The organism is Yersinia vastinensis (assembly GCF_044905075.1).
Lineage (GTDB): Bacteria > Pseudomonadota > Gammaproteobacteria > Enterobacterales > Enterobacteriaceae > Yersinia > Yersinia vastinensis.
In genome coordinates this window covers 2,829,063-2,850,955 of the sequence record NZ_CP173260.1, presented here as the reverse complement: position 1 = coordinate 2,850,955, position 21,893 = coordinate 2,829,063, and the positions used below count along the sequence as shown (strand labels likewise).

The following is a 21,893-nucleotide window of genomic DNA, read 5'->3' as shown; positions in this document are numbered from 1 at the left end:
TTAGCCAGGAAACAGGCTTTTCAGGTGCTGGCAGGCATCTTCATAACTACTGCGTTCGAACATGCCCTGCTGTAAGAAAATTTCCATCTGTGGGTACAAGGCAATCGCCTTATCCAGTAACGGGTCGCTGCCCGCCGCATAAGCACCCACACTGACCAGATCACGATTACGTTGAAAACTGGCCAGTAACTGTTTGAATTGGCGGACTTTACTGTAATGGTTCTCATCAATCAGCGAGGTCATGGCACGACTGATTGATGCCTCGATATCAATCGCGGGGTAGTGACCGGATTCCGCCAAACGGCGTGATAACACCACATGCCCATCAAGAATGGCGCGAGCAGAGTCGGCAATGGGGTCTTGCTGATCATCGCCTTCGGTTAATACCGTATAAAATGCCGTAATGGAGCCACCACCAGAGACACCGTTACCCGCCCGCTCAACCAGTGCGGGTAATTTAGCGAATACGGAAGGTGGATATCCTTTGGTTGCCGGCGGCTCACCAATCGCCAGCGCAATTTCACGTTGTGCCATGGCATAACGGGTGAGGGAGTCCATAATCAACAATACGTGTTGGCCACGGTCACGAAAATCCTCTGCAATGCGGGTGGCATAGGCTGCGCCCTGCATACGTAACAATGGCGAGACATCGGCAGGGGCAGCTATCACCACCGAACGTGCACGCCCCTCAGCCCCTAAAATATTCTCGATGAAGTCTTTCACTTCACGGCCACGTTCGCCAATCAACCCCACGACAATGACATCCGCTTGGGTGTAGCGGGCCATCATCCCTAAAAGCACACTTTTACCGACCCCTGAACCGGCGAACAGGCCCATACGCTGGCCACGACCTACGGTCAGTAAGGCATTAATGGTGCGCACCCCGACATCCAAAACTTGCTCAATAGCGGTGCGCTGCAACGGGTTAATGGGCGGAGTGATGAGGGGGGCGCGATAGCCAGTTTCAGGTGCAGGTAAACCATCCAGTGGTTTGGCGCTGCCATCTAACACGCGCCCCAGCAATTCTGGGCCGAGGGGCAGTTGTTTGCTGGCTGAGGCGCCACCGGTTGTCACACGGGCATAAACTCGCGCGCCCGGAACAATCCCTTCCACTTCTTCCAGTGGCATCAGAAATAGGCGTTGGCCATTAAAACCAACCACTTCACTCTCCACCTCTTGTACTTCACCATTGTCATGGCGTTCAATCAGACAGGTGGCACCCAGTGGGAGTTGTAGGCCGGTAGCCTCCAGTACCAGACCGGTGGCACGCGTCAATCGCCCGTAGCGGCGAATGGGGGTTGATTGACTGATTCGCTCTTCGAATTTATCTAAAGAGGTAAGCCAGCGGCCAAGACGGGCGGTCATCATAATTCTCCCGGCGCTGCCAAACGGCACAGCTCATGCCAGCGGGTTGCCAAACTTGCATCCAAGTCACCTTCTTCGGCGCTGACTTTACAACCACCCGGATGAATTTGGCTGTCACCCAATAAGCGCCAACCATGCAGACTCAGCGTCGATCCCAGACGTTGTTCGACGACCGCCAAATCATTTGGATTGACCCGTAATTGTGGCTTCCCGGCAAACATCGGTTCTTGCTGAATCATTTGCTGGATTTGGGCCAGCAACGCAGTACCATCACAAATGGCCGGTTGCCCCAGAATTTGTTTTGCTGCGGCCAATGCCATTTGCATTAATCGTGAGGCAATCACGCTGTCCAGCGCATCCAGCGTGCTTTGGAAGTCGTTGACCAGCAATTGCCAATGCGCGGTGATTGGTGCTAGCTGTTTCTCGGCATCGGCCAACGCTTGTTGATGGCCCTCTTCAAGACCGGTTTGGTAACCTTTATCCAAACCTTCTTGCAACCCTTTGGCAAACCCTTGCTGCCGCCCCTGCTTCTCTGCTTCGAGTTGCAGGTTTATCAGTGTTTGTTGCGCATCATTTTCAGTCGGCTCAGTGTCGGTCCCCGGCTCATCAGTGAACAGCATGCTGATATCCGGTGCCGGGGCAGCAGCGGTGGATTCTGCCTGGCTGGCAAAATCGTTAAGTGACCAAGGCTGCCAGGGCAGGGTATTAATCCGATCAGACATAGATATCCTCGCCACCGCCAATGACTATCTCGCCGCTCTCTGCCAGACGACGGACGATGAGCAAGATGGCTTTCTGTTCGTTTTCCACCAGAGACATACGCACCGGCCCGCGGGTGGCCAGATCGTCGCGCAGAATTTCTGCTGCACGCAGGGACATATTGCTGAGGAAGCGCTCGCGCAGTGCTTGGTCGGCACCTTTCAAGGCAATCAACAACGACTCGTTGTCGATCTCTTGGAGTAAACGCTGAATGCTGCGGTCGTCGACACTGACCAAATTCTCGAACAAGAACATTTCGTCGATGATTTTTTGTGCCAATTCGCCGTCGTATTCGCGTACTGCGTCCATGACTGTTTCTTCCTGCTGAGTTTTCATCAGGTTGATAATCTCGGCCGCTGTGCGGATACCCCCATTTTGCTGCGTTTGAGATTTTGACCATCAAGCAGGTTATTCAGCACTTCAGTCAATTCAGCCAATGCCGCTGGCTGGACTCCCCAAAGGTGGCGATACGTAGCATGACATCGTTTCGCAGACGCTCGTCGAACAGGGCCAGAATATCGGCAGCCTGTGCACGTTTGAGGTGAACCAAAATGGTAGCGATAATCTGCGGGTGTTCGTCGCGAATCAGATCAGCGGCCATCTGAGGTTCCATAAAGTTGAGCGTTTCCATCCCACTGGTGGTTTCGCGCGACTCCAAAATGTCTTCCAACAAACTGGATGCACGCTCTTCCCCCAATGCTTTTATCAGTACACTGCGCAGATAATCGCTGGCATTTACACTCAAAGCGGCGTACTGCTCGGCATCGTCTTCAAACTCAGCTAATACATCAACTAGCTGCTGGTGAGAGACCTGACGCATACTCGCCATAGTGGTACTGAGTTGTTGCACTTCGCGCGAGGAGAGGTGCTTAAACACCTCGGCGGCGTGGTCTTCACCCAGAGTCATCAGCATGATGGCGCTTTTTTCAGTTCCGGTCAGGCTCATTGGTCATTACTCATCCATTGACGGATAACCAGCGCAACAACACGTGGGTCTTTATCCGCAAGTTCGCGTATACGCTGGGCCTGAACTTCAGCACTTACCCGCTGCTGATTTTTCTTACGTAGGGCCAGCTCTTCTTTACTCTGTTTCGCTGTTTCAGTGGCTTGGGCGGTCTGCACAATGTTATCGACCGAGGCCGCTGCCTTATCAGCAAGTTGTTTCTTAGCAATTAATGGGCGTACCAGCTTGCGCCACAAGACCCATGCCACCAGTAAGATGAGCAGATAACGGCCAGCATTCAGCAACTGATCAAAGAACGATTGCTGTTGCCAGAACGGCAGGGCGCTGCCGGAGGCATTGTCTGTCGCATTAAATGGTGTGTTCACCACATTTAATGTGTCGCCGCGCTCAGTGGAGAAGCCCATTGCCTCGCGGGTCAATGATTCCACTTGCGCTAACTGATCTTTACTCAGCGCAATCGGTTTGCCCGCTTTATCGCTGCCGTAATTGACTACGACTGCAACAGAGAGACGCTGCACCATGCCCGCTTGTTGCTGGGTGTGGCGAATAGTGCGATCCACTTCGAAGTTTGTGGTTTGGTCATGGCGGCTATTACTGGATGTGGCAGTCGACCGAGCAGCCGTGGCCGCTGGACGATTTGCCGCATTGGCGGCAGCACCTGTAGCTCCAGGCGCGGCGGCGGGTTGAGGGACTTCAATCGGAGCAACCGGTGTCGCTGACGGTTGATTGGATAATGCGCCCGGCACACCGCCTACATTCGTGCCGCCCAGTTGTTCACTGGTGCTGACTTGTTGAGAGCGCACGGCTCCTTGGTTGGCCGCCTGATTCGGTTTGTACTCTTCGTCGGTTTGCTCGCGGCTGGCGAAATCAACTTGTGCAGTGACCTGCGCGTGCACATTGCCACTACCGACCATTGGGGCCAGAATGGTTTCAATACGGCGTTGGAAGCGGTTTTCCACTTCGTTGGTAAATTTGAGTTGTGCGGCATTTAAGTCACGACCAGCACTGTCAGATTGCGTGAGTAAACGGCCTGTTTGGTCAACCACAGTGACATTCGCCGGTGGCAAACCTGCCACACTGCTCGATACCATGTACACGATAGCGTTGATCTGACCATCATCAAGAGCACGGCCCGGTTGCAGGGCAAGAGTGACAGAGGCGGTTGGTGATTTCTGTTCGCGAACAAACAGTGAGGGTTTTGGCATTGCCAAATGAACTCGGACATTCATCACCGGCCCAAGAGTACCGATAGTTCGGGCGAGTTCGCCTTCCAGTGCCCGCTGGTAGTTCACTTGTTCACTGAACTGGCTGATGCCAAATTTTTCCTGGTCCAGTAGTTCAAAACCGACTGCACCGCCTTTAGGCAAACCTTGTTGTGCCAGACGTAGGCGGGTTTCATGCACCTTCTCTGCCGGGATCAACAATGCTCCGCCATTATCAGCGAAGCGATAAGGAATATTCAGTTGCGTCAGTTGAGTGACGATATCACCACCGTCACGATCACTCAGATTGCTATAAAGAACGCGATAATCCGGGCTTTTGGCCCATAACATCAGCGCGACAATGATAGCGATAGCTGCTGCTGCTGCAATCAGCAGTGGGATTTTTGGATTCGCGCGTAGGCGTGCCAGTGTCGTCGCAAAGGTATTTTCACGATTTTCACCGCCGGTTATCGAGGCATTCATACACGTCCTTGGCCAAGCTGAACAACGTTTGAGTGAGTATTCTTTATGTAACTAATGTGTCGAAACAAAACAGACTCCCAAGTGAAAGCATCAATAACTGACATCCCCTTTTATGGGCACGCCATTATTTGCCGTAAATAACCAATTCGATGGCTCAATAAGCCGGTATTTTTGTGTCTAATTAGCCGCTTTAGCGCAAAAATGATGTGTTAGGGTGTCATCCTGAAAAAAGTGATTCAGGGCAGGCGGTGAATAACCGCATTGATAGGATCACTTGCCATGATGTTATTCGAACAACTGAGTGTTCTGGGGTGAGTATGTCTGTTCAAGGTATCGAAGGGGTTTTACAGCAATTGCAAGTCACGGCATTGCAAGCATCTAACTCTGCGAAGGCATTACCCGCAGAGGCCGGCTTTGCTAGCGAATTAAAAGCGGCTATCGGTAAAATCAGTGAAAACCAGCAAACTGCTCGCACTCTGGCGCAGAACTTTGAATTGGGTGTTCCCGGCGTTGGTCTGAATGATGTAATGGTGAATATGCAAAAGTCATCTGTCTCTTTACAACTCGGTATTCAGGTGCGTAATAAGCTGGTTGCGGCTTATCAGGATGTAATGAATATGGGTGTGTGAGTTGGTAAGGTTATTGAATTATATAGTAAAAAACACTATCCGATTTTCTTATGGGGCATGAGTGGGGCATTTCTAGAAAATTTAGCATTGATTAATGTCATTTGTTCATCATTACTGTCTGGCATCCACTCCCCATAAACAGAGAAAACCATCTGTGCTGATGCGTGACCCATCTGTGATGCAATGAATGATGGGTTTGCCCCAGCAGATAACAACCAGCATGCGAAAGTATGACGCGATTGATATGGTTTTCTGGATCTTATTCCTGACCTCCTTAATGCATTGTTCCATATTTGCCCTAATGATTCCGTCGAGTAGTAATCGCCGCATATTTGATTTGAAGATGTAACCTTGGGAATAAAGACGAAAGTGCAACTGTCTTTCCTTGTTTTCCTTGCCTCTCTTGTATGGACCAGTATTTCATATTGAGGCCCCATCCTGGTGTATAGCATTTGACTGCGCAGAGTTTCTTTTGCATGGTCCGTCAACTGAATAATGCGATCTGTTCCGGCGTCAGTTTTTGGCAAAGTAAACTGCTTAACCCGAGTGAGATTTCGTCTTACCATAATTGTGCCAGCTTCTAGGTCTACGTCCTCCCACGCCAACGCACATAGTTCTCCGTGGCGCATCCCGGTATACACCGCCAGTGTCCATAAATTTTTTATTTGTTGATGGGTGCAACCATCAAGCATTCTAAAAAATTCATCCCTTGTTAGCGGATCTGGCTGGGGTTTACTTTTCCTTAATCTAGTTAGTGTGGATGTGGGGTCTGAATTGGCGTACCCATTACTAGCAGCAAACATAAAAGCAGACTTAACACATGCCAGACAGTAATTCACTGTTGGGACTGCCCTGCCTTTATATTCCAGTACACTGGAACTGTCAGCCCAAGAATCTATGGGATTACGGTTGAAAATTCACTAAGAACTGACATAAAAAATTGTAAGTTTACAGGAAACGAAACGTCAACTTTCTTCTGGAAAAATTCTAAGTTTTCAAGGTTCACATACAATGAAACATCAGGAGGAATATTTGGTGTAGCAACGGGAGGAGATGGGGCTGGTAATACGAACGGCCCTGTTACTGATACGGTTATTGCCTTCAATATTTTCTCTGGAGCTATCAGTGAAGCTATAGATATTAATTGGGATACAGAACGGTGCCTTATTATTGGGAACACTTGCTACAACAACTCACTCGGAGTCGATGAAGAGATTATTGATATTGGCGGTGGTGTTTGCCGTGATATTTGGGTATTGAACAATAGCTTTGATGGTGGAGGCAAGACATACGATGTCGTTTATCTTAAGGGAGATACGCAGCGAGTTCTTGTTCAAGGGAATAAAGTATTTAATGGGAAACTATCTAATCCGGGATCTTGCGTAAGGGTTACATCGCAATTCGGATCTATTAAAAATGTCAAAATAATTAACAATGAATTATCAGGTTCAACATTTGGAGTGGCTATTCAGCAAGGCACTACGGATGTGATTATAACTGGTAACATCATTAATGGCGTTGGACAGCGTGGTATAGCATCACAGACGGGGGTGGGAATGCACGAATTACTATCTCAGGTAATATCGTTAACGGTGGAGGAACTGCTACCGGTCAAGGTATTTTCGTAGCTAACTCAACATCTGTAATTGTTGTAGACAACCAAGTATCTAACTTCTTAGATCACGGGATATACACAGATGTATCTTCTAGTGGGACCGTAATCAATGGGAATGAGGTTACGGGCTGCGCATCAGGCATTCGCGCCTTTGGTAATCACAATATCATTTCTAATAACACATGCTTCCTAAACAATACTACCGGAATCCGGATCACTGGATCTTACGGTTCAGTCACAAATAATACATGCAAAGATAATGCGTTAACTGCAAGTAGTTATGGATTGGAATTTGCAGGCGGTAGCCTAACAACAATCAATGGAAACTCGGTATATGATACCCGCGACACCAAACTACAGAGCGGATTCAACACTGTTGTTGCAGATAGACTAATTGTTACCGGCAATATGTTCTACCCCAACTACGCCATAAACATGGGGGGAACTGGAGCACTGACAAACTCGGTGGTAGCAAATAACATCTCTGCTTAGTTATCAAAAAAGATAATGCTTTATGGGATGCCAGCAAAAATATCTATATAATCAACTATATTCATAGTTATCAGTCGAAAATCACTGTACTAACTCTTTGAAATGGATGATTTAATATTGTTTGGCATAGAAAAAAACACCAAAACACAATTAGAGCTTACCGGAGTGATATCGATGGACTTCGCGCTATCGCTGTGATTTCGGTAATGCTCTATCATTTCTCAATAGGCCATTTTTCGGGTGGGTTTGTTGGTGTTGACATATTTTTCGTCATTAGTGGTTATTTAATAACCGGTGGGATAATAAAGCAAGGAGAGGCCGGTAAGTTCAGCTTTTCTGATTTCTACATAAGAAGGGCGCGACGTCTTTTCCTGCGCTGCTTGTAACAATAATCCTTAGTTATGTAGCTGCTTTCTGGCTGTTTTCTCCGATTGATTTCGCCAATATGTCAGGCTCAACCATATTTGCACTGGGCGGGATATCTAATATATTTTTTTGGATGGAGGCTGATTATTTCGACTCTGCATCTATATTAAAACCCCTTCTTCATACGTGGTCACTTAGTGTTGAGTTACAGTTTTATTTGATTTGGCCTGCAATATTACTTTTATTGATTAAGTTTGGCAGGAAAATAACAGGGTATGGAGTTGTTGCAGTTACCATTGCTGGCTTAATTTCATCAATATTTGCATTGAAATATGATCCAACCGGCGCATTTTATTTAACACAATATCGCTTCTATGAATTTGCAGTAGGTGGCCTGGCATTCTTGGTTGGTCGGTCTAAATTTATGCGGTCTAAATACTATATGCCCAACATGATTTTTGTTGTGGGTATCGCATTGGTATTTTACTCAATATTTTCATACTCAACAGAAACTGCCTTTCCTGGCTTAAATGCGTTACCGCCCGTTATTGGTGCTGCACTGATTATTCTTTCAGGCGAGCAAGCGATAGGGGCCAAGATACTATCTCTTCGTCCAGTTAGTTATATTGGGGAAATTAGCTATTCGCTATATCTAATTCACTGGCCGTTAGTTGTATTTGTTCAATACTTCTCCGTCAAAGAGATTTCTAGTATAGAACGTTATGGATTAGTCGCGGCAACGTTCGTTCTTTCTGTGTCCATGCACCGCCTCATAGAAAAGCCATTTAGAAACCCTAAAGTATTCGATATCTCTGGCACAGCTTTCGCTTTGGCGTGCTCATGTATAGCAATAGTGGTGATGATCCCCGCTTCAAGTAGCTGGGCTAATAAGGGGTGGGTGTGGCGATTGCCCGAGCAAATACAGAAAATTAATGATTTTGATGTTAAGTCAGCTGAAAAATTCTTGTGGAATAAACACGTCGAATTGGCTGTAGTTAGTGATTTCAAGAATAATGGCAAAGAAAAGCTATTGATTGCAGGGGATTCTCAATCAGCCGATCTAGTAAATATCCTCAATGAATCAGGAATAATAGATAACTATGACGTGGTTGTTAGGTTGATTTACACTCAATGCGGAACCCCGTTTGTAAACAAAGATGAGAGAGATGCATTCTTCAATAAGAAGAACCTAGGAACGATAGGAAGAGCTGACTTAATCCCAATATGCGGAAAGCAAATGGACGCACTTATGGATAGTAAAATACTCGGACAAGCGGACAAGATATTCATTGCAATGAAATGGTACAACCATTCATTACCGAAATTAGGTGAGGCAGTATCTAAGATTTCGAGTATGTCTAATGCGCCTATCTACCTTTTCGGGAACAAGATACTAGCTAAAGGCAGCATAGATTTTGTTAACTCACTCGGTAGAGTTAATGGGATTAGCGAGTATGCATCAGAATTCAGAGATGAAAGATCAGACGCAGTTAATCAAAAACTATCAGAAGTTACTGGCGTTAATTTTGTCGATATGATGAAGCTGACCTGTCCGAGTCCTAACTCATGCAATGTACTCACAGACGACCTTAAGCCGATATTCTTTGACGCGGCCCATCTGACTAAGGAAGGAGCTGCATACCTTGGTAAGTCGTTTCCAAGCATTCTTCCGGTATCACCGAAAGGTAATCTAACGATAATTAAATAGCACAGTTACTGCGTGATAGGTAGGCATGGATGCCTGTTGGGATGGTAAGTAGTGAGTGGGGCAAAAATGGGGCAAAAAATTACCGCAAACTAACTCGAACTATGCCAATCACAGTTGAGACACTTCGCGGTAAGTCACTGCCAGCCACGAAGTTCACACGAACTTACGCGAATTTAAAAACAACCACTTCACATAATGAATATGGGTGTCTAATAATTTTTTTCATCACAGAATAGTGTCAGCGCAATTTTAAATAGCTTGGGTTTTGTGCAGTGAAATGCCAACCCAAGAGATTCCTATCCTTTAGCAATAATTCACTTCGCACCTGAGAGCAAAATTTCATTCAACACTTATGTAACAATTTGAAGCGATAGTTATTATTTAAATCAATTGATACAGGTGGTTGTGATGAGAGTTTATTTAATGTTATTTCTTGCCTTTTTCCCCGCATTTTCATTTGCTAGTGAACCTCAAACCCTCTTGGCGGTACCCGCAATCATGAAAGTTTCTGAGGCAGTTTGCAGTAATCGTTATGCAAAAAAAGAACGTATTGCCTGCATGAAATTAGTCGACTCTTCGATTCTTAAGGCTTACTGGGTAGGGCAAATGAAGAATACCTGCGCCTCAAAGTTTAATGTGTCAAAACCGGGCTGCGTCAATATTAAAAGGCTGGTGAAAGCATTAGATAAAATGGGCGGTCAATATCTTGAAGAATAAGATAAACAACCCGTAGCTGCTATGAAGTGCATCACGGGTATTATTCAATTTCTTCGTGTGATAATGCCCACAGATAAAGAGATGCGGTTGTTCCATAAGGCGCGTAACGGCGACGATATTTTTCAAAACGTTCACGTGGCAGTGTTTTATGACGATATAAATTTATCATGCCACGGCGGATCGCCAAATCCCCCCAACTGAGCACATTCGGGCGGGAAAGTGAGGAGATAAGCAGCATTTCCGCAGTCCAAACACCCACACCATTCAGGCTTGATAACTGAGTAATCACTTCATTATCGGGTAACTGGGAAAGAGCCGATAAATCTAACGAACCATCAAGTGCAGCCTCAGCCGCGCCTTTAATGTATCCGGCTTTTTTCATGGTCATTCCGCAGCCTTGAATCGCTTCGATGGGAGCTGCTGCAATGGCCATAGGTGTTACGGCACCTAATAATGCCACCAGACGTGTATTGACGGTGAGGGCGGCTTTAACTGAGATTTGTTGATCAACGATATTTCTGATTAATGCAGCAAATAAATCGGGTGATAACGGGCGGACGATCATCCCTAGTCGTTCAATGGCCGCGGCCATCTTTTTATCCCGCTTTTTGAGGTGATTAATCTCTATCTCACCGTAGCTATAATACATACCTAAAAACTCCCTCGTGCTGCGTGCGAAAAATAAAAAGCATAGCGCTAATTCCTTGCGACGCACACTCCGTTTCTTGCTTGTTGTCGTTAAGCGCTTTCAGCCAATGAAATATCCTGATGACCAATCCTCTGCAGTAAGACTGAGACATCAATAATATCCACTTTATCCGCTTGCAAGTGAGTTGTGGCATATTCATACCAAATGCCGGATTGCAGGAATAAAATGAAAAGCTCTCTGTCCAGATGATTCTCATTCACCATATTGACCATAATATTCAGTGCTTCAGATAATAATTTCCCTGGTTTGTAGGGACGATCTGCCGCGGTTAGTGCTTCAAATACGTCGGCAATTGCCATCATCCGCACCGGGATGCTCATCTGTTTGTAAGTCAGCTGATAAGGATATCCTTTGCCATCCATACGTTCATGATGCCCACCGGCAATGGTTGGCACATTTGCCATTGTGCGTGGGAAGGGGAGTTTTTTTAGCATCACAATCGTCTGCATAATATGCTCATTTATTTTATAACGATCTTCTTCCGTCAGTGTCCCACGGCGAATACTGAGGTTATAAATCTCCCCACGGTTATAAAGTAAGGTTGGCTCTGGCACTTTGAAATCATAATATTCTGGACGTCTGTTTTTATTATCGCGATAAATAATATGTTCTTCTTTATCTGCCAGCATAGGTTCTTGTACTGGCAATGATGCGGCTGGCTGCCGGGCTTTACGTGCTCGTTCCTCATTAGCAATACCTGCGTTATCATCCAATGTACGCGTCCAGCGATAACCGGCAATTTGCTGGATACGGGTTATTGCTTCATCAGACATAAATTCGCCGCCGACATTACAGTTAGCGATAAAGTAAAAATCTTCATCTAACTGGCGCAATTCATCAGCCAGCAATTGTTGGTCAGCTTCACTGGCCGTGATGGTGGCATGGTGACGCAAGAAAGTAATTTCTTTCTCGCGTTTTAATACTTCGAATCTCATACGGACTTCATGGATACGGTCATAAATTAATTCCAGTTTTGTTGATTTATCGACAACAAATTCAGGTGTTGTTATTTTGCCGCAGTCATGTAACCAGCAGGCGGTATGCAATTCTTCCCACTCATTTTCTGATAAAGTAAAGTCCGCGAATGGCCCTTCTTTAACATTAACGGCGGCTCGGGCCAGCATTTTGGTTATTTCAGGTACGCGCTGACAGTGTCCACCGGTATAAGCACTCTTGGCATCTATCGCTCCGGCAATAAGCTCGATAAAGGCATTGAGCAGGTTTTTTTGTTCTTGCAACAATCTCTGTGTTTCCACAGAGACAGAGAGACTACCCACCAAGGCGTTTACTAACTGAATCTTCGCGCGTTCACGTTCCGTATTTAATACATAAGGGTTAAATAGCAGCAGGAAACCTAACAGTTGCTCATCATGGGTTTTCATTGGTACAGCAATAAAACGTAGTGGTAAATATGGCTGTAGAAAATCCTGTAATTGGCTAAATATGTTTTCTTTATTCAGTGTTCCGGTGATGGTTTTTCCTTCAAGTACCGGTTGGAAAGTAGTGAAATTATCTTCTGCTACTTGCAATGAAGACATCTCTGCTACGGGAATATTTTGACCATTCCAGCGAAATGCTGTTGGTGTAAAGACGCCCTCATTTTTATCGGCAAGAAAGATAATTCCTCCCGTCATAGCAGCAATGTCGGTAGTTTCACTCAATAATCCCTGCATCTGACGGAAGAAGTTATTTTCAGCGGTTAGCATATTACCCATTGAAATAAACTGCTTCAGTGTCGATTTCATTTTCGACATTGATTTGTGCAGTTCATCCACTTCTTCAATCACAGAGTGTTCTAGCTCTCGTTCCTCAAAATATAAGTTACTGATTGAATCAGCATCCTGACGTAAACGAATAAGGGGCTTGGATATCTTTCTTGAGAAATACCAAACAATTGGCAAACTGAGCATTAGTAAAATAAATGCAATAAAGGTTGAATGATTACGAATAGAATTTGCATCCGCAGTTAGGTAGCTTGCAGGTGTAGCAATAACCAATTGATATCGATTCCCACTGTTATTAATGTCAACAACTGAGCCATACCAACTTTGGTTTTGGGCTTCAAACAGAATACTACGATTATTATTATCGCCATTTGGACTACTTCCCGACGTGCTATTTTCTTGAGCATTAAGCAAGGTTTGCAATACTGGGATCTGCTTGTCAGTGTGAGCCGAAACGGTCGTGTTCCCTTTATCTTTAGGTAGGCTGGCGATAACCTCACCGCGAGAATTAATAATAATAGCCTGACTACCCGACGGTAAATTTTGCCTTATTAAAAACTGTGATAAGGATGCGAGAGAAACATCCAAACCAATAATTGCCTGTTTATTCTCCGCTTGCCGGCTATAGGTAAAACCGGCTTCTCCTGTGCCTTTAAAAATATAGATAGGGGAGGTGATCAGTGTCGGACTAGCTGAGGCCAAAATAAACCAGTCTCTGCGCCGGGGGTCATAGTTATCATTATCGCGAGGCATAACTGCAATAACTTGTTGCTGTTTATCCAGATAAATAAAGCGTTTTTCCGGCAAGCTATCCAGAAAACGATTGCTTTGGATCATCCATTCGGCATTTTCTGGGGCATGAAATAATATACGGTTGGCATCCGTCAGCCGCCGTAGCATGAATAAATCCCCGTTAGGATAGGCACTATATACGGCACTGGCGTAGTCATTTTGCTTTAAGATTTCAATAAATTTACCGACAAATCCCATTCTCTGTTCAAGGGTTGTGAATTCCGTAATTTGCATGCTAGCCAGAATATTAACAGACATCATCATTGGCCGAGTCACGGCATCCAACTCGGCGGCAATGGCTTCACCTGTTTTTTGATACTGCCTATTGGTACTGATCTCAGTCAGTTTGGTCAGTTGGCTATGACCAAAAATAATGATTACGGTGCCGATTGAAACAATCAGCAAGGTAAAGAGTGCCGCAATCTGGATATGTAAGGGATAGCGGTTTTTTAGTCCGAACAGGTTGCTTGGCATCATAACCGCCCCGAAAGATTATTATTTAATCAATTCTAATCATAGAATGTGCCACTCTAATTAACATATTCCTCTTTCTTTCAGTGGCTTATGGTTAATTATATGATTATGAAAACTTTTTTAGAGATAGTGTCAGGATTGTTGGATGAAAAAACTGATGACTGAGCTAAAAAAAATGTTTTAGCGCGCAGAATACCTAAAAGCAGTATTTAGCAGTCCGAATGACGACCAGTAGAAAGGATGTGAGATATCTAAATAAATAGAAATGTATTGGTAGGTAAGGAGATAAACACAAGTCGTAAGAACGATCTGATGTCCGTTTGCGATATCCAGAGCTTTAATCCGGTGTATGGAGGCTTAAATAGTCATGATAATGCAGAGACGCAGGGTCATTATCTGATGGCTGCAATCGATGATGTCCTCTAATTGCAGTGGGGGCAAAACCAAAACGTTTGCGAAAACGTTCAGCAAAACGTGATGCGCTCTCGTAACCGACTTGGCTGGCAATAAGTGAAATTGGCCAGTCTGTTCCTTGTAATAGGCGTAAGGCACTGGTCATTCGGACATCAATCATCAAGTCACGTAATAATGTATTTTCTGCAGCCAATTTCCGCCGTAATACCACTTCGCTCATTGCCATATGTGCGGCGACTTCAGAGGCTGACCATATTTTGTGTGGATCAATTGCGAGACAACGACGAACCTTTTCACTTAATGAATTGCCTTCACTGAGTATAAATTTAACGCCACGTTGAGCTAACCAAAGCAGTAATTCAAGCATGCGGTGCCTGACGATAGTCGCAGGGATATCACCTGTATCTGATATTGCTTTAAAAGTATTGCTGAAAGTATTAATAAATTCGGGTGCTAAATTGCGTACGGGCATAACGCCAGGAATAACATCAAGACAGGCTGAGGCCGGATGATTGGCAAAAGTAGCAATCAACCGAGGATCACAGCGAAGTTGGTGACTGAAAAATAACCCATCATCCGATAGGCTATTAATGACATCGACGGTCTGGCCGCTGCTGACCGCGACTATTTCGCCGGATTGGACAATACACTCTTGATTATCCCAACGGATAACCTTATGTCCACGGTTCACCATAATGAGCAAAGGATGCTCAATATAAACAGAGGTGAGTAGTAGCTCTGTGTGTTGAATAACATGTGCCGAGCTACCCACACCAGGGCAAAAATTAATTGTACGTTCCATCGATATTCATTTCACAATTTAAGCCTAAGAATATCTTTACGCCTTGAATAGCAGACTAGCAACTTATTTTAATAGAAAACTCACAGTAACTGACTATTTTAGCGAAAAGTATTAAGTATGAGAATAATAGCCAGTTAGATATGGGTAATTGTTACTGCCAATATAATTACATGTTAAAAACAATGACAATCAATCATCATGTTAATAATTGCATTGGCAAGTAACTACTGAGTGGTCAGCCAATATATAGCGACTATCTGAACTGCCGATTACTGTGTTTCACCCAGCAGTAATGCATGGTCAGGGAACTGACCATAGGTATTATTAACAGCCTGTTGTCGGGTAGATTGCCCAACCAACTCACTTAAGGCATTGAGGCGCAGTTGTAATAAGCGTTTGATCTCAACTTCATTATCCAAAATAGCTTTTAGCTTCTCTCGTAATAACTCTTGTAATGCCAGAGATGAGCAGGAGGATATAGTGATATTTGCGGTGCTTTCTATGGCTTTAAGGTAAGTCATTTCCAGATCAACCAGCGTATCCCATTTTCCTTCAGTAGCCAGCACAAGCATTTGCTCACTGAGAATCAGGATTTGTTGATATTCGGACAAAAGGTGCTGGTGACGTTCCATTAAATGGGGTCCTAATTGGGTTGATAATTGGGGCCGATCTGCCGCCAGGCATCCGCAATGTTCTCTAGCAAAGATGCGACTTCATCAATAGCCTGTTCGTCATTATATAAATTAGCATGTAATAAGCGCCGTGACATGTAGTCATACAAGGCTGACAAGTTTTCTGCCAGCTCGCCGCCTTTTTCTATATCGATACCTGCGCTCAGACCATTATTAATAATGTTGATCGCTTTAGATATCTCAGCCCCTTTGGCTGGGATATCACCTTGAGTCATCAGAATTCGTGCACGAACCAGGGCGCTTTGCGCCCCGTCGAATAGCATCACGATCAACTGATGAGGGCTGGCACTCATTACGCCACTTTCCAACCCTACTTGCGCGTAGGTTTGGCTCCCTGATCGGTTATACATACACTATCCTTTATGAACTGAATTGCTGTGTTAAGAAGTTAGCCGTGCTGTTTAATGAGGTCATCATTTTATCTAATTGCGTAAACTGTGTTTTATAACGCGCAATAGTGGCAGTGATGCTCTCAGTGGTAGCAGTAACTTGTTTGTCTAAACTTTTTAATGACTTATTGATACCGTCAGTGGCATTTTTCAGTGAGCCATTAGTTGTATCGAGAGCAGTATTAAGCAAGTTATCAGTTAGGGTAGCAAAACCGGTGGTTTTACCATCGCCGACAAAGAATGCAGTGACACTGTTGGGTTTATCTTTTAATGCAGCATCAAGTTTGTCTGAATCAACGACTAATTTCCCATCAAGATCCTGTGTAATGCCTAAACTGGTGAGAGTTTTAATATCGCCGGATTGAGCCGACCCGATTAGACCTTTCAACTGAGTTTGGATATTACGTAAAGTGCCATCACCAACTAATGCCCCATTACTGGTGGACTGGTCGGCACCGGCTTCAACTGCTGTATATTTCGTTAAAGAAGCAAAGGTGGTTTGCAGCGAGTTATATGCATCAACAAAAGATTGGATTGCCGTTTTAGTCGCTGAGTTATCACGAATGATGTTTAATTGTTCTGGTGCGCCAGCCTTTGTCTCAGATTTTAGATTAATTGTTACGCCTTGAGGCGCATCTGTAATTGTATTGCTTTGACGTACAATGCTGGTGCCGTTGACCGTTAATTCAGCATTCTCTGCGGCGACTTTTTGTGTCATCCCACCACTACCACCGGTAGCACTTGGCGTATAGTTCAGAAAATCATTTAAAGTATCATCGCCAGTCACACTCACAGTCATTTCTGACTGAGTTCCGGTATCTTTAGCTGTTAATGACAAATAATAGGTATTGTCATCGGCTTTCATAATACTGGCGCTGACACTGCCTTCTTGTTTATTAATAGCGTCACGAATATCAGTCAGTGAGGTTTTTCCACTCTCTAACGTGACTTCTAGAGGTTTTTTCTGCCCTGGTTGACTAATAGTAATAGTTCGGCTGGCATTACTATTACCCAACTGCTCGGTTGCGGTTGCGACGTCAGAGGACAACAGTGATTGTGCTTTAGCAATATTAGTGACTTCAATAGTATAAGAGCCCGCAGTGGCTTTGCTGTCCGTGGTTGCACTAAATGCGGTATTACTACCACTAACAGTTGTGGTGTTTATGGTGTCTGCTTTTTTTAATGCTGCGGCTGAAGTTTCTAATTTTGCTAGGGCACTTTGCAGCACACCAAAGGCCGTCAATTTGCCTTTATAGCTGGTTTGCTGTTGTGTTAGTGGGGTTAAACGCCCTTGTTCTGCAGTACTTAACTGATCTAACAAAGACGTTAAATCTAATCCTGAACCGGTGCCCAATGCACTGATACTTGCCATATCTAATCCTTAATTTTCAAGTGTCGTTGCAATGGTTATCGGCTGAGGAGAAAGAAAGTTTACACATAAAAGTAAATTTATAATGGCTGGAATAACAGGGGATAACAGGGGGCTATTTCTGCCATTGAATAGGTAAGTAATATAAGGAGGAAAGGCAGAATAATATTATAAATTTTTAAAATTATTTAGTGGAATGACTAAAGGTTCCTTAAAGAGCGCCGATACAAGTTGTGACGGTGATGAAGCCGTGGGCAGTAAGCCCAAACCATAACCCAACAGCATTTAAGGAATAATACTATGGCGGTAATTAACACTAACAGCTTGTCTCTGATGACTCAGAACAACCTGAACAAATCCCAGTCTTCTTTAGGCACCGCCATTGAGCGTTTGTCTTCTGGTCTGCGTATCAACAGTGCGAAAGATGATGCTGCGGGTCAAGCTATTGCTAACCGCTTCACCTCTAACATCAAAGGCCTGACTCAAGCAGCTCGTAACGCTAACGATGGTATCTCTATCGCTCAGACCACTGAAGGTTCACTGAACGAAATCAACAACAACTTGCAACGTGTTCGTGAATTGACCGTTCAAGCGCAAAATGGTTCTAACTCAAGCAGCGATTTGACCTCAATCCAGGACGAAATCAGCCAACGTTTAGGCGAAATTGACCGTGTGTCTTCACAGACTCAGTTCAACGGCACTAAAGTTCTGGCTGAAAACACCACCATGAACATTCAGGTTGGTGCAAATGATGGCGAAACTATCTCCATTAATCTGCAAAAAATTGATGCACAGAGCCTGGGTCTGGGTAGCTACAGTGTTAGCGGTGTGACCAACTCACTGTCTGCATTGACTTCAACAACTGGTGGTGTAACCACAACTACTGCTATTGATATGACCGCGGTTAATACTATCGCAGGTGATAAAGGCTCAACTGTACACGGCGTTGGTGCTGCAAAAGCTGACGGTACATATGATGACTACGTTATCCGCACTACTGATGGTAAGCAATATAAAGGTGCAGTTGCTGCAGCTACTGGTGCAGTAACTTTCGCTGATGCTGCAATTACTGACACGGCGACGTTGAAAACCGCTGCTCAATATACCCCTACTGGCGCAGCAACAGCTTCACCATTGGATACTTTGGATAAGGCTATCAAACAAGTTGATGGTTTCCGTAGCCAACTGGGTGCGGTACAAAACCGTTTCGAGTCTGCTGTCACCAACTTGAACAACACCGTAAACAACCTGACTTCTGCTCGTAGCCGTATCGAAGATGCTGACTATGCAACAGAAGTATCTAACATGAGCCGTGCGCAGATCCTGCAACAAGCAGGGACTTCTGTACTGTCTCAAGCAAACCAGGTTCCACAAACTGTTCTGTCTCTGCTGCGTTAATTCCACAGCGACTTTACACGTTTTCAAACCCCGCTGCGGCGGGGTTTTCTCTGGCCTTAGCGAAATAACAAACAGAGCTATTTCGCCAGGAGTGAGTTCAAATTAGGCGGTAATTGTTCGTTTTTAATGCTTTTTGTCATTACTTTTCGCTCTGTTTTTTCAATATCAGCAATGTGTTAACAGTAAAAGTTACTAGCATAAGCCAAATAGCCGCCTTTTTATGGGCTTATTCAGGCGATTGTCTGACGGGCCTGACAGGATAATGGTACGACTCTCTTACCCTTAGGTGCCTGTCTAGTGAGCGATCTGTATACCGCCGAAGGCGTGATCGATAAAAATTCCCTCTGGCAACGCTATGTTCCCTTGGTTCGCCACGAGGCACTGCGTTTGCAGGTGCGCCTGCCAGCAAGTGTGGAATTAGACGATTTGTTGCAGGCTGGTGGCATTGGTCTGCTGAATGCTGTGGAGCGCTACGACGCTTTACAAGGAACCGCGTTTACCACTTATGCCGTACAGCGTATTCGTGGCGCTATGTTGGATGAATTACGTAGCCGAGATTGGGCACCGCGCAGTGTACGGCGTAATGCCCGTGAAGTGGCCAGTGCGATGCAACAAGTTGAACAGCGTGTTGGACGCCCGGCGACCGAGCAAGAAGTGGCACAAACGTTGGATATCGATTTGGGGGAGTACCGCCAAATCTTGTTAGACACCAATAACAGCCAACTTTTCTCCTATGACGAATGGCGGGAAGAGCATGGTGAAAGTGTCGAGCCTCTGCTGGAAGGGCACGAAGATGCCAATCCGTTGCAACATTTATTGGAAGGAAATTTGCGCCAACGCGTCATTGAAGCGATCGAGGCATTGCCGGAACGCGAAAAAATGGTGTTGACGCTGTATTACCAGGAAGAGCTGAACCTGAAAGAAATCGGAGCCGTGCTTGAGGTGGGGGAATCTCGCGTCAGCCAGCTTCATAGTCAGGCGATAAAACGCTTACGTGCCCGCCTGAATAACGACTCTTAATTCACTTTCGCTCAGTGATATCACGGTGTTTAACTTTATTAATGCAGGTCTTCTCATGCCAGGACTTCAGTTAAAAAAGCGGCCACTGAGCCGTTATTTAAAAGATTACAAGCACGGCCAAACTCATTGTTCACACTGTCATAAACAACTTGATCGTATGGCGTTGGTTTTTCGCGGACAAATCATTAATAAAGAAGCGATCTCCGGAATGGACCAACCCATCGATGATCAGGTCTGGTTGAAGCTTCAAAATGAACTCACTGCATTATGTCGTTTTTGCAGTGAAATATATTGTAATAGTGCGCCGGGTTATTTTGATATTATGGCGTTCAAACAGTACCTATTTGAGCAAACTGAGATGAGCCACAGCACTGTTCGTGAATATGTTGTGCGCTTGCGTCGATTAGATGAAATGTTGGTTGCTACGAATTATCCAGCAGAAAAATTCGCCAGCGAAACTATGCACCAGCGCATTATCGATGAACTGCCCAATGCGGCGCATAACAATTACCGCATTGCTTTGCGTAAATATGATCAATATTTGGCGTGGCAAAAAAATTATTAACGGTTAACGGCAAATACCTTGCTTGCGACTTTGTTACAACACAGCGCCCGGTTCAGTTTCCTGCTTGCCGGGCGTTTTGTTTTTCTCCTCTCTATCCCCGCAGTACTATTTCTCAGTGAAATTATTTTCCAACATCTATAATAAAAATAAGTGATTATTAACCTTACATCTGATAAATCTATTAAATAGCTACAATTCGTGAATTCCTTGGGGGAACCGTGACTCTTCAACAACAGTTGGCGCAATTTCCGCGTCTAGACTTGGTCGGTAGTGCCACTCCGCTGGAGAAACTGTCTCGTTTATCAGAATATTTAGGTCGCGATATTTATATTAAGCGCGATGATGTTACACCACTGGCATTAGGGGGTAACAAGCTCCGCAAGCTTGAGTTTTTGGCGGCAGATGCCTTACGCCAAGGGGCCGATACACTGGTCACCGCAGGTGCTATTCAGTCTAACCATGTGCGCCAAACGGCTGCTGTTGCCGCAAAACTGGGGCTACATTGTGTGGCGTTACTTGAGAATCCTATCGGTACTTCGGCAGAAAATTATTTGACCAATGGCAATCGATTGCTGTTGGATTTGTTTAATGTTGAGGTGGTGATGTGTGAGGGTTTGCATGACCCCAATCAGCAATTGGCAGAGCTGGCTACCCGGATTGAGGCACAGGGTTTTCGTCCGTATGTGGTTCCTGTGGGGGGCTCGAATGCCTTAGGTGCATTGGGTTATGTGCAATGTGCTTTGGAAATTGCGGCTCAATCGTCCGGGCATGTTGCGTTTAGCTCAATAGTGGTTGCTTCAGGCAGTGCGGGCACTCATGCGGGCTTGGCGGTCGGTTTGCAGCAACTTTTACCTGAGGCTGAACTAATTGGTGTGACGGTATCGCGCCATGCAGATGAACAGCGGCCGAAAGTCGTCGATATTCAGGAAAAATTGGCTGTATCGCTGGGGATTGACGGGCCGCAGGCTGAAGTCACCTTATGGGATGACTATTTTTCCCCGCGTTATGGCGAGCCAAATGCAGAAGGGTTGGCGGCAATTAAGCTATTGGCGGAACTTGAAGGAATATTGCTGGATCCCGTCTATACCGGTAAAGCGATGGCGGGTTTACTTGATGGTCTTGAGCAGAAAAAGTTTCGTGATGATGGCCCCATTCTGTTTATCCATACGGGGGGGGCTCCTGCATTATTTGCTTATCACCCGCAGGTGTAACCTTTAGTTATGGCTTATTCCATTTATGGCTATC

The 21,893-nt window shown here is 45.2% G+C and carries 19 protein-coding genes and 1 pseudogene; 9 read left to right on the top strand and 11 right to left on the bottom strand.

The genetic code is table 11. The features are described from left to right. From fliI to fliF, 4 genes and pseudogenes are all read right to left on the bottom strand, one after another. Entirely contained in the window at positions 1 to 1,365 is a 1,365-nt protein-coding gene (gene fliI, locus ACIOG0_RS13340) for a flagellar protein export ATPase FliI (RefSeq protein WP_050098339.1), read from the bottom strand. Further along, entirely contained in the window at positions 1,365 to 2,087 is a 723-nt protein-coding gene (gene fliH / locus ACIOG0_RS13335) for a flagellar assembly protein FliH (RefSeq protein ID WP_050140809.1), read from the bottom strand. Before fliH ends, fliI begins: the two co-directional genes overlap by 1 nt. After that, a pseudogene (gene fliG / locus ACIOG0_RS13330) lies at positions 2,080 to 3,070 on the bottom strand (flagellar motor switch protein FliG). Before fliG ends, fliH begins: the two are co-directional and overlap by 8 nt. Further along, positions 3,067 to 4,773 carry a flagellar basal-body MS-ring/collar protein FliF gene (fliF, locus tag ACIOG0_RS13325; RefSeq protein ID WP_128451032.1) on the bottom strand — a complete coding sequence of 569 codons (1,707 nt, stop codon included), beginning with the start codon at positions 4,771 to 4,773 and terminating at the stop codon, positions 3,067 to 3,069. Before fliF ends, fliG begins: the two are co-directional and overlap by 4 nt. Positions 4,774 to 5,090: 317 nt before the next feature. On the opposite strand from fliF, the gene fliE reads away from it, so the two are divergent. Next, positions 5,091 to 5,402 (top strand): flagellar hook-basal body complex protein FliE, encoded by a 312-nt coding sequence (gene fliE, locus ACIOG0_RS13320; protein WP_050098336.1) that lies wholly within the window; start codon positions 5,091 to 5,093, stop codon positions 5,400 to 5,402. Between the two features lie 35 nt (positions 5,403 to 5,437). Here the strand turns inward: fliE and ACIOG0_RS13315 are convergent, their stop codons facing one another. Further along, positions 5,438 to 6,205: a site-specific integrase gene (locus ACIOG0_RS13315; RefSeq protein WP_128451031.1), complete on the bottom strand. Its 768-nt coding sequence runs from the start codon at positions 6,203 to 6,205 to the stop codon at positions 5,438 to 5,440. Positions 6,206 to 6,939: 734 nt separating this feature from the next. On the opposite strand from ACIOG0_RS13315, the gene ACIOG0_RS13310 reads away from it, so the two are divergent. The 4 genes from ACIOG0_RS13310 to ACIOG0_RS13295 all read left to right on the top strand — a co-directional run bounded on the left by ACIOG0_RS13310 (position 6,940) and on the right by ACIOG0_RS13295 (position 10,300). After that, entirely contained in the window at positions 6,940 to 7,509 is a 570-nt protein-coding gene (locus ACIOG0_RS13310; RefSeq protein WP_404705051.1) for a right-handed parallel beta-helix repeat-containing protein, read from the top strand. A 206-nt stretch (positions 7,510 to 7,715) separates the two neighbouring features. Continuing rightward, a complete protein-coding gene (locus ACIOG0_RS13305; protein WP_404704865.1) occupies positions 7,716 to 7,895 on the top strand; it encodes an acyltransferase family protein in 180 nt (59 codons plus the stop codon). Then, positions 7,886 to 9,583 (top strand): acyltransferase family protein, encoded by a 1,698-nt coding sequence (locus ACIOG0_RS13300; protein WP_404705050.1) that lies wholly within the window; start codon positions 7,886 to 7,888, stop codon positions 9,581 to 9,583. The genes ACIOG0_RS13305 and ACIOG0_RS13300 overlap by 10 nt, the downstream gene beginning before the upstream one ends. Before the next feature lie 408 nt (positions 9,584 to 9,991). Further along, positions 9,992 to 10,300, top strand: coding sequence for a hypothetical protein (locus ACIOG0_RS13295; protein WP_072086553.1), 309 nt, complete (start codon positions 9,992 to 9,994; stop codon positions 10,298 to 10,300). 40 nt (positions 10,301 to 10,340) lie between these two features. Here the strand turns inward: ACIOG0_RS13295 and ACIOG0_RS13290 are convergent, their stop codons facing one another. The 6 genes from ACIOG0_RS13290 to fliD all read right to left on the bottom strand — a co-directional run bounded on the left by ACIOG0_RS13290 (position 10,341) and on the right by fliD (position 17,668). Further along, entirely contained in the window at positions 10,341 to 10,949 is a 609-nt protein-coding gene (locus ACIOG0_RS13290) for a DNA-3-methyladenine glycosylase (RefSeq protein ID WP_128451029.1), read from the bottom strand. An 89-nt stretch (positions 10,950 to 11,038) separates the two neighbouring features. After that, a complete protein-coding gene (locus tag ACIOG0_RS13285) occupies positions 11,039 to 13,999 on the bottom strand; it encodes an HD domain-containing phosphohydrolase (protein WP_050140860.1) in 2,961 nt (986 codons plus the stop codon). A gap of 337 nt (positions 14,000 to 14,336) precedes the next feature. Then, complete coding sequence (locus ACIOG0_RS13280; protein ID WP_050098334.1) at positions 14,337 to 15,215, bottom strand: helix-turn-helix transcriptional regulator; 879 nt, start codon at positions 15,213 to 15,215, stop codon at positions 14,337 to 14,339. 269 nt (positions 15,216 to 15,484) lie between these two features. Continuing rightward, positions 15,485 to 15,847: a flagella biosynthesis regulatory protein FliT gene (gene fliT / locus ACIOG0_RS13275; protein ID WP_128451028.1), complete on the bottom strand. Its 363-nt coding sequence runs from the start codon at positions 15,845 to 15,847 to the stop codon at positions 15,485 to 15,487. A gap of 11 nt (positions 15,848 to 15,858) precedes the next feature. Continuing rightward, on the bottom strand, positions 15,859 to 16,257 hold the full coding sequence (gene fliS / locus ACIOG0_RS13270) for a flagellar export chaperone FliS (protein ID WP_050098332.1): 399 nt from the start codon (positions 16,255 to 16,257) through the stop codon (positions 15,859 to 15,861). 10 nt (positions 16,258 to 16,267) lie between these two features. Further along, positions 16,268 to 17,668: a flagellar filament capping protein FliD gene (fliD, locus tag ACIOG0_RS13265; protein ID WP_050098331.1), complete on the bottom strand. Its 1,401-nt coding sequence runs from the start codon at positions 17,666 to 17,668 to the stop codon at positions 16,268 to 16,270. A 297-nt stretch (positions 17,669 to 17,965) separates the two neighbouring features. Here fliD and ACIOG0_RS13260 point away from each other — a divergent pair, with 297 nt between their 5' ends. From ACIOG0_RS13260 to ACIOG0_RS13245, 4 genes are all read left to right on the top strand, one after another. Continuing rightward, complete coding sequence (locus ACIOG0_RS13260; protein WP_050098330.1) at positions 17,966 to 19,063, top strand: flagellin FliC; 1,098 nt, start codon at positions 17,966 to 17,968, stop codon at positions 19,061 to 19,063. Between the two features lie 297 nt (positions 19,064 to 19,360). Further along, on the top strand, positions 19,361 to 20,083 hold the full coding sequence (locus tag ACIOG0_RS13255; RefSeq protein WP_050098329.1) for an RNA polymerase sigma factor FliA: 723 nt from the start codon (positions 19,361 to 19,363) through the stop codon (positions 20,081 to 20,083). Between the two features lie 55 nt (positions 20,084 to 20,138). Continuing rightward, complete coding sequence (gene fliZ, locus ACIOG0_RS13250; protein WP_050098328.1) at positions 20,139 to 20,648, top strand: flagella biosynthesis regulatory protein FliZ; 510 nt, start codon at positions 20,139 to 20,141, stop codon at positions 20,646 to 20,648. Between the two features lie 218 nt (positions 20,649 to 20,866). After that, positions 20,867 to 21,859: a D-cysteine desulfhydrase gene (locus ACIOG0_RS13245; RefSeq protein WP_128451027.1), complete on the top strand. Its 993-nt coding sequence runs from the start codon at positions 20,867 to 20,869 to the stop codon at positions 21,857 to 21,859. Positions 21,860 to 21,893: the final 34 nt, after the last annotated feature.